This is a genomic window from Xanthomonas sp. LF02-5, from assembly GCF_034105325.1.
In the GTDB taxonomy this organism is placed as follows: domain Bacteria; phylum Pseudomonadota; class Gammaproteobacteria; order Xanthomonadales; family Xanthomonadaceae; genus Xanthomonas_A; species Xanthomonas_A sontii.
In genome coordinates this window covers 42,160-49,540 of the sequence record NZ_JAXGGF010000012.1, presented here as the reverse complement: position 1 = coordinate 49,540, position 7,381 = coordinate 42,160, and the positions used below count along the sequence as shown (strand labels likewise).

Below are 7,381 nucleotides of genomic sequence, written 5' to 3'. Positions count from 1 at the left end.
TAGCCGCATCCGCGACACCGACTACGCCAAGGAAACCGCCGAGCTGACCCGCACGCAGATCCTGCAGCAGGCCGGCACCGCGATGCTGGCTCAGGCCAAGCAGGCGCCGCAGAGCGTGCTGAGCCTGCTCCAGGGCTAAGCGCGGCAAGACGCAACGCACCACCGGGCCCCTCCGCAAGGAGGGGCTTTTTTTTGACGCATGCGGAGCCGGCACAGGATTTGCATCACCACCGGAGCCGCACTGGCGCGCGGACGACGCTCAAGAAGCGTTCCCGCACGCCGATACTCCCCTCAGCCGCTGGCGCACCGCGTGCCGGCCACCTCAAGGATCGCCACCATGTCCACCACTGGAATCGGCTCAGGCCTGGACATTCCCAGCTTCGTCGCCAAACTGGTGGCGAAGGAACGCCAGCCGCAGGAAGACCGGATCAACCGCGACGGTACCGCTTCCAGCGCGCAACTGTCGTCCTTGAGCACGATCAAGAGCGCGCTGTCCAACCTGCAGACGGCGATGAGCACGGTGTCCGACAGCGCCGACAAGGGCGCCTACAAGGCGACCATCGACGACGGCGCCGGCTATACCGCCACCGTGACCTCCAGCGCCAACGCCGGCAAATACGGCATCGAGGTGGTGAAACTGGCGCAGTCGCAGAAACTGACCTCGTCGGCCTACGCCAGCGGCGCCGTCGTCGGTGGCGGCACCCTGACCATCGCCTACGGCAGCACCACGCTCAACATCAACGTCGATGCCGGCAGCAAGCTCAGCGACGTGGCCGCCTTCATCAACAAGGCCGCCAACGGTGCCGGCGTGACCGCCAGCGTGGTCACCGCCGACGATGGCGACCATCTGGTGCTCAACGCGGTCGACACCGGCACCAAGGGCGCCCTGACCATCACCACGTCCGGTGGCGACGGCGGCCTGGCCAAGCTCACCTACCCGCCCGGCAACAACGGCGGGCTGACCCAGACCATCGCCGCCGCCGACGCGGTGGTGAAGGTGGACGGCTTCCAGCGCACCTCCAGCAGCAACACCATCGCCGATCTGGTACCCGGCGTGGCGATCAATCTCACCAAGGCCGTGGCCGGCACCAGCTTCAATCTCAACATCACCAACGACAACACCCCGCTGAAGGCCAATCTGACTGCCCTGGTCAGCGCCTACAACTCCGCCAACAGCGTGCTCAAGTCGTCCAGCGCCTACGACCCCACCAACAAGAAGGCCTCGCCGATGACCGGCGATGCGATGGTGCGCGGCCTGCAGCAGTCGCTGCGCCGGCTGGTCAGCGACAACGTGAGCGGCCTGATGGCGATGGGCGTGACCATCGACAAGGACGGGGTGATGAGCTTCGACAGCGCCAAGTTCGACACCGCGGCGGCCGCCGATCCGTCGGCGGCCAAGACCCTGCTCGGCAACAACGGCAGTTTCGGTACCGGCATGAGCACGCTGCTGAAGAGCAACCTGGACAGCACCAGCGGCACCCTGACCCAGCGCACCAACTCGCTCAACAAGCACATCTCCGACCTGACCGACCAGCTCAGCGATCTCGACAAGCGCATGCAGACCCTGACCGATCAGTACACCGCACGCTTCACCGCAATGAACCAGTTGGTCACCCAGATGCAGGGCGTGAGCGACAGCCTGACCAAGCAGTTCAGCTGACGCGCGCGCGGCCGCGCGACTCAAGTCGAGACGCGTGGCGGCCGATAGAAAGAGTATCGACAGTCATTACGGATTGGCCGCAGCAACCGCAGCGTCGCCGCTCACCGGCGCGGCGCGGAGGCCAGCCGATCCACCCGAGGAGTTTTCCATGTACGGTTCCAGCCGCCAGTACGCCGAGCAATATCGCAAGATGGGCATTTCCACCAGCGTCACCGATGCCGATCCGCACAAGCTGGTCGCCATGCTGTTCGCCGGCGCCTGCCAGCGCATCCGTCAGGCCCAGGCCTGTCTCGCGCAGGGCGACCAGGCACGCAAGGGCAAGGCGATCGGCGAGGCCTGCGCCATCGTCGGCCATCTCAACGGCTCGCTCGACCACGAGGCCGGCGGCGAGATCGCCGGCAATCTGTCGGCGCTCTACGACTACGTGATGCACCGGCTGACCGAAGCCAACCTGCACAACGACGACGCCGCGCTGACCGAAGCGCTGGAACTGCTCAGCGAGATCGACGCGGCCTGGGCCGCCATTCCCGCGCAGCAGCGCGAACTGGCCACGGCGAACGCGTCGTGAACATCCAGCTCGCCGACCTGCACAACGACCTGCACGAGTTGCGCGAGGTCCTGCGTGGCGACGACTACGCGCTGGCCCAGGCCATGGTCGCCGACCACGAGCGGCACCTGCAGGCGTATCTGCAGCAGGACGGCGCCGACCGCTCGCGCGAGGCATTGAAGCCGTTGCTGGCCCTGCAGCAGGCGGTGACCGCGCAGATGCGCATGGAGCGCGACCATGCCGCGGCCTGGCTGCGCAGCAGCCGCCAGTCCAGCCACGCCGCGCGGCTCTACTCGCAGGCCGGACTGCTGGGATGAACACCGGCTCGGACGGCGCGGCGCAGCACCCGGCCGACGCCGAGCTGTTCCACGACACCCTCAGTTGCGAACTGGCGCTGCCGGCGGATTTCCGCCTGGGCAACGGCGCCGGCCGGCTCGCTGCCGGCGAAGCGCTGTTGCGCAGCCTGGCGCAGATCGAGGATCTGCGTGGCGAGGACGGCAGCGACGACCGCAGCGAGTCAACCGCGCAGACCCAGCGGATGGAGGCCAAGCTCGACCTGATGCTGGTGCTGCTGGGCCGGCTGGCCCGCCAGCACGAGGATGCCCTGCCGCTGCGGCCGCTGTGCTGGTCGCGCCGGGGCGTACGGCTGGAGTTGGGCGCGCGCTCGGGCGCCACGGCCGGCGCCGCCGGCCTACTGCGCCTGCAGCCCTCGGACTGGCTCCCGGACCACCTAGAACTGCCGGTGCGGGTGCTGGCCGAGGCCGCCACCGCGGGCGTCGTGCAACTTTGGCTACGGTTCGAGACACAGCCGCCAGGCCTGGAAGAGGCCGTGGAACGCCACCTGTTCCGGCTGCACCGCCGGCAGATCGCCGACAGCCGGCGCGCGCGCTGAGCCGGCACACCGCCCCCCGGACCGTCGCGGCGAGGTTGGCGGCGGCGGGCGGCTCGGCTAATGTGCGGCTCTGAATAGAAGGACCTGCACCGTGCGAGTCATCATCGTCGACGATCACACCCTGGTACGCGCCGGCCTGAGCCGGCTGCTGCAGACGTTTGCGGACGTCGACGTGGTCGCCGAGGCCAGCAACGCGCAACAGGCCGTGGACCTGGCCACCCTGCACCGCCCCGACCTGGTGCTGATGGACCTGTCCCTGCCGGGGCGCAGCGGCCTGGACGCGCTCACCGACGTGCTGCACAGCTCGCCCAAGACCCGGGTGGTGATGATGTCGATGCACGACGACCCGGTGCATGTGCGCGATGCGCTGGACCGCGGCGCCACCGGCTTCGTGGTCAAGGACGCCGCCCCGCTGGAGCTGGAGCTGGCGTTGCGCGCGGCCAGCGCCAACCAGGTGTTCCTGAGCCCGCAGATCTCCTCCAAGATGATCGCGCCGATGCTCGGCCGCGAGCGCCCGGTCGGCATCGCCGCACTGTCGCCGCGACAGCGCGAGATCCTGCGCCAGATCGGCCGCGGCCAGAGCAACAAGGAAATCGCCTCGGACCTGGGCATCAGCGTCAAGACCGTCGAGACCCACCGCGCGCGGATGATGGAATCGCTGGGCTGCCGCCGCGCCAACGATCTGGTCCTGCTGGCCGCACGCCATCAGGGCGAGCTGAGCTGAACTGGGGACGGCATCCCGACACGGGACATTGGCATGGCGCTTGCCTTAATCGGTCAGCAGGCGTGACGCTTCCGCCGGACCCCGTTGCATCGGGCATTTCGCCGTCGACTGTCCGGCGCCCACGCGCCGCACGTCGGGAAATCCCTGACACCCTGTCGGGAATTTGACTACCCTACTCAGGAACCCCCCGATTCTGTTACCGTCGGGCGACAAGCACTATGCGTTCCACGGGCGCCAGAGGGTTGGCGCCGAACCGAGGAAGTCCGCATGAAGCCGACCGTTTCCGCCCAACTGGGCCAGCAACTGCATCTGACCCCGCAACTGCTGCAGTCGATCCGGCTGCTGCAGCTCGATGGCATGCAACTGGAACTGGAAATCCGCCGCGCGCTGGAGACCAATCCGCTGCTCGAGCTGGAAGAGCCCGAGGGCGTGATCGAGCCGGTGGTCAAGCATGAGGACGCCGCGCTGGAAACCGCGGCATTCGACGAACTGCCCGAATCCTCGATGTGGGACATCCCGGCCGCCGGCTGGAACGACGGCGAAGACGACCGCATGCAGCGCATCGCCGCGGGCGAGTCCACCGATCCGCACCTGCGCGTGCTGCAGCGACTGGCCCTGGAACTGCCGGCGGCGGAACTGGCGGCGGCCGCGTTCTGGCTGGAACACTGCGACGATGCCGGCTACCTGGACGGCCCGCTCGACACCCTGCAGCAACTGGCCAGCGCCCGGCTGGGCCTGTCAGTGGCGCAGGCCGAAGCCGTCCGCCAGCGCCTGCTGCATGGCGACCCGGGTGGCCTCGGCGCCTGCGACCTGCGTGAGTGCCTGCAGGCGCAGCTGAGCGACCTGCCCGGCCGCGTGCCCGGCCGCCACCTGGCCGGGCGCATCCTCGCCGGCGACCTCGACCTGCTCGCCAGCCACGACTACGCCCTGCTCGGTCGCCAGCTCGACGCCGAGACCGAAGACGTGCGCGAGGCGGTGCGGCTGATCCTGTCACTGCAGCCGCGCCCCGGCGACAGCCTGCAGCCGCAGGATCTGGGCCATGTCCTGCCGGACGTGGTCGCGTGGCACGCCGACGGCACCTGGCGTGTCGCGCTGAACCCGGCCACCACCCACCGCGTCACCGTCAACCCGATGCACGAGCGCGCCCTGGCCGAGGCCGGCGACGCCGCGCAACCGCTGCGCGAGATGCTGCAGGAAGCGCGCTGGCTGACCCGCGGCCTGTCGATGCGCTACGAGACCCTGCTGCGCACCACCCGCGCCATCGTCGAGCGCCAGTCGGCGTTCCTGGTCAAGGGCGAGGAAGCGATGGCGCCGCTGACTCTCAAGGAAGTGGCCGAGGCGATCGGCATGCACGAGTCGACCATTTCCCGCATCACCACCGGCAAATACCTGCAGACCCCGCGCGGCACCTTCGAGCTGAAGCACTTCTTCGCCGTGCGCCTGGAAGGCGCGGCGGTGTCCGGCCAGGCGGTGCGCGCCATGGTCCGGCGCCTGATCGAATCCGAGCCGGCGGGGCGGCCGCTGGCCGACGAGGCCATCGCCGGGCTGCTGTCGCGACAGGGCGTGAACGTGGCAAGGCGCACTGTCGCCAAGTATCGTGAACAATTGGACATCGCTCCCGCACGCGAACGCCGCCGCGGCAGCAAACCGCTGCTGGCCCGTGCGGGCTAAGGAAAAACGACGCATATGAACAAACTGTCCGTGCTTCTGGTCGACGACCACGAAGGTTTCATCAACGCCGCCATGCGCCACTTCCGCAAGCTCGACTGGATGGAAGTGATCGGCAGCGCCGCCAATGGCCTGGAGGCCATCGAGCGGTCCGAGTCGTTGCGCCCGCAGGTGGTGCTGATGGACCTGGCCATGCCCGAGATGGGCGGTCTGCAGGCCACGCGCCTGATCAAGACCCAGGATCAGGCGCCCTACATCGTGATCGCCAGCCATTTCGACGATGCCGAGCACCGCGAGCATGCCATGCGTGCCGGTGCCGACAACTTCGTCAGCAAGCTGTCCTACATCCAGGAAGTGATGCCGATCCTGGAGGGGCTTCGGACCGAAGGAGTGCCGGCATGAGCGAATCGCGGATCCTGGTGATCGATGACGACGCGGTGCGCGCCGAGCGGACCGTCAGCCTGCTCGAATTCATGGACCTCAACCCGCGTTGGGTCACCGACGTGGCCGACGTCCAGCCCGGCCGGCATCGGCAGACCGAGTGGATGGCGATTCTGGTCGGCGGGCTCGACGACCAGGACCAGGCCGATGCCTTCTTCGGCTGGGTGGCGCGCAGTTCGCTGCCGCCGCCGGTGCTGCTGCTCAACGGCGATGCGCAGGCCTTCGCGCAGCGCCATGGCCTGCACGAAGCCAACGTGTGGCAGCTGGAAGCGCCGCTGCGCCACGCGCAGTTGGAAACCCTGCTGCGCCGCGCCAGCCTCAAGCGCCTGGACGCCGAGCACCAGGCCGGTGCCGCGCAGGACAACGGCCCGACCGGTACCAGCGCGGCGGTGACCCGCCTGCGCCGGCTGATCGACCAGGTCGCCGCCTTCGACACCACCGTGCTGGTATTGGGCGAGTCCGGCACCGGCAAGGAAGTGGTGGCGCGGGCGATCCATCAGCAGTCGCCGCGCCGCGACGGTCCGTTCGTGGCGATCAACTGCGGCGCAATTCCGCCGGATCTGCTGGAAAGCGAACTGTTCGGCCACGAAAAGGGATCGTTCACCGGCGCGCTGAGCGCGCGCAAGGGCCGTTTCGAGATGGCCGAGGGGGGCACCCTGCTGCTCGACGAGATCGGCGACATGAGCCTGCCGATGCAGGTCAAGTTGTTGCGCGTCCTGCAGGAGCGCAGCTTCGAGCGGGTCGGCGGCAACGTCACCATCCGCTGCAACGTGCGGGTGATCGCCGCGACCCACCGCAACCTTGAAGAACGCATCGCCGGCAACCAGTTCCGCGAGGACCTGTTCTACCGGCTCAACGTGTTCCCGATCGAGATGCCGGCGCTGCGCGAACGCAGCGACGACCTGCCGGCGCTGGTGCACACCATCGCCGCGCAACTGGCGCGGACCGGGCGCGGCGAAGTGCGCTTCTCCGAAGAGGCCTTGCAGGCGCTGCGCAGCTACGAGTGGCCGGGCAACGTGCGCGAGCTGACCAATCTGGTCGAGCGCCTGGCGGTGCTGCACCCGGGCGGCCTGGTGCGGGTGCAGGACCTGCCTGCACGCTACCGCGGCGACTTCGCCTCGTCCATCGACGTCTCGGCCCCGCCGGCGCCGATCGCAACGGATCCGCGGCGGGTGCCCAACGTGGTCGACCTGCACGTCGGCGGCAAGCCGGGGACGGACGCGGATGCGCCGGCCCAGGCCGCGGCGACGCTGCCGGAAAGCGGCCTGGACCTGCGCGGGCACATGGCCAACATCGAGCTGGCGCTGATCAACGAGGCGCTGGAGCGCACCCAGGGCGTGGTTGCGCATGCGGCGCAGCTGCTGGGCCTGCGGCGCACCACCCTGGTCGAGAAGCTGCGCAAGTACGGCATCGACCGCGACCAGACCGAACTGGCGAGCTGAGCCGGCG

The 7,381-nt window shown here is 68.9% G+C and carries 9 protein-coding genes; all 9 read left to right on the top strand.

Going from position 1 to position 7,381, the window contains the following annotated elements; translation table 11 throughout:
- On the top strand, positions 1–139 hold a 139-nt coding region (locus SLW52_RS20910; protein ID WP_267123781.1), incomplete at its 5' end, for a flagellin.
- 189 nt (positions 140–328) lie between these two features.
- Positions 329–1,660, top strand: a complete 1,332-nt coding sequence (fliD, locus tag SLW52_RS20905) for a flagellar filament capping protein FliD (RefSeq protein ID WP_320741217.1) — start codon at positions 329–331, stop codon at positions 1,658–1,660.
- A 148-nt stretch (positions 1,661–1,808) separates the two neighbouring features.
- On the top strand, positions 1,809–2,228 hold the full coding sequence (gene fliS / locus SLW52_RS20900) for a flagellar export chaperone FliS (RefSeq protein WP_010341674.1): 420 nt from the start codon (positions 1,809–1,811) through the stop codon (positions 2,226–2,228).
- Positions 2,225–2,524: a hypothetical protein gene (locus tag SLW52_RS20895; protein WP_017916433.1), complete on the top strand. Its 300-nt coding sequence runs from the start codon at positions 2,225–2,227 to the stop codon at positions 2,522–2,524. Before fliS ends, SLW52_RS20895 begins: the two co-directional genes overlap by 4 nt.
- A complete protein-coding gene (locus SLW52_RS20890) occupies positions 2,521–3,099 on the top strand; it encodes a PilZ domain-containing protein (protein ID WP_267085291.1) in 579 nt (192 codons plus the stop codon). The genes SLW52_RS20895 and SLW52_RS20890 overlap by 4 nt, the downstream gene beginning before the upstream one ends.
- 91 nt (positions 3,100–3,190) lie before the next feature.
- The gene (locus tag SLW52_RS20885; protein WP_017908534.1) at positions 3,191–3,823 is read left to right on the top strand and encodes a response regulator transcription factor; all 633 of its coding nucleotides are present in this window, start codon (positions 3,191–3,193) and stop codon (positions 3,821–3,823) included.
- A 267-nt stretch (positions 3,824–4,090) separates the two neighbouring features.
- Positions 4,091–5,494, top strand: a complete 1,404-nt coding sequence (rpoN, locus tag SLW52_RS20880) for an RNA polymerase factor sigma-54 (protein WP_320741213.1) — start codon at positions 4,091–4,093, stop codon at positions 5,492–5,494.
- Positions 5,495–5,509: 15 nt separating this feature from the next.
- Positions 5,510–5,893, top strand: a complete 384-nt coding sequence (locus tag SLW52_RS20875; protein ID WP_010341669.1) for a response regulator transcription factor — start codon at positions 5,510–5,512, stop codon at positions 5,891–5,893.
- A complete protein-coding gene (locus SLW52_RS20870) occupies positions 5,890–7,374 on the top strand; it encodes a sigma-54 dependent transcriptional regulator (protein WP_017908532.1) in 1,485 nt (494 codons plus the stop codon). Before SLW52_RS20875 ends, SLW52_RS20870 begins: the two co-directional genes overlap by 4 nt.
- The last annotated feature ends 7 nt before the right edge of the window (positions 7,375–7,381 follow it).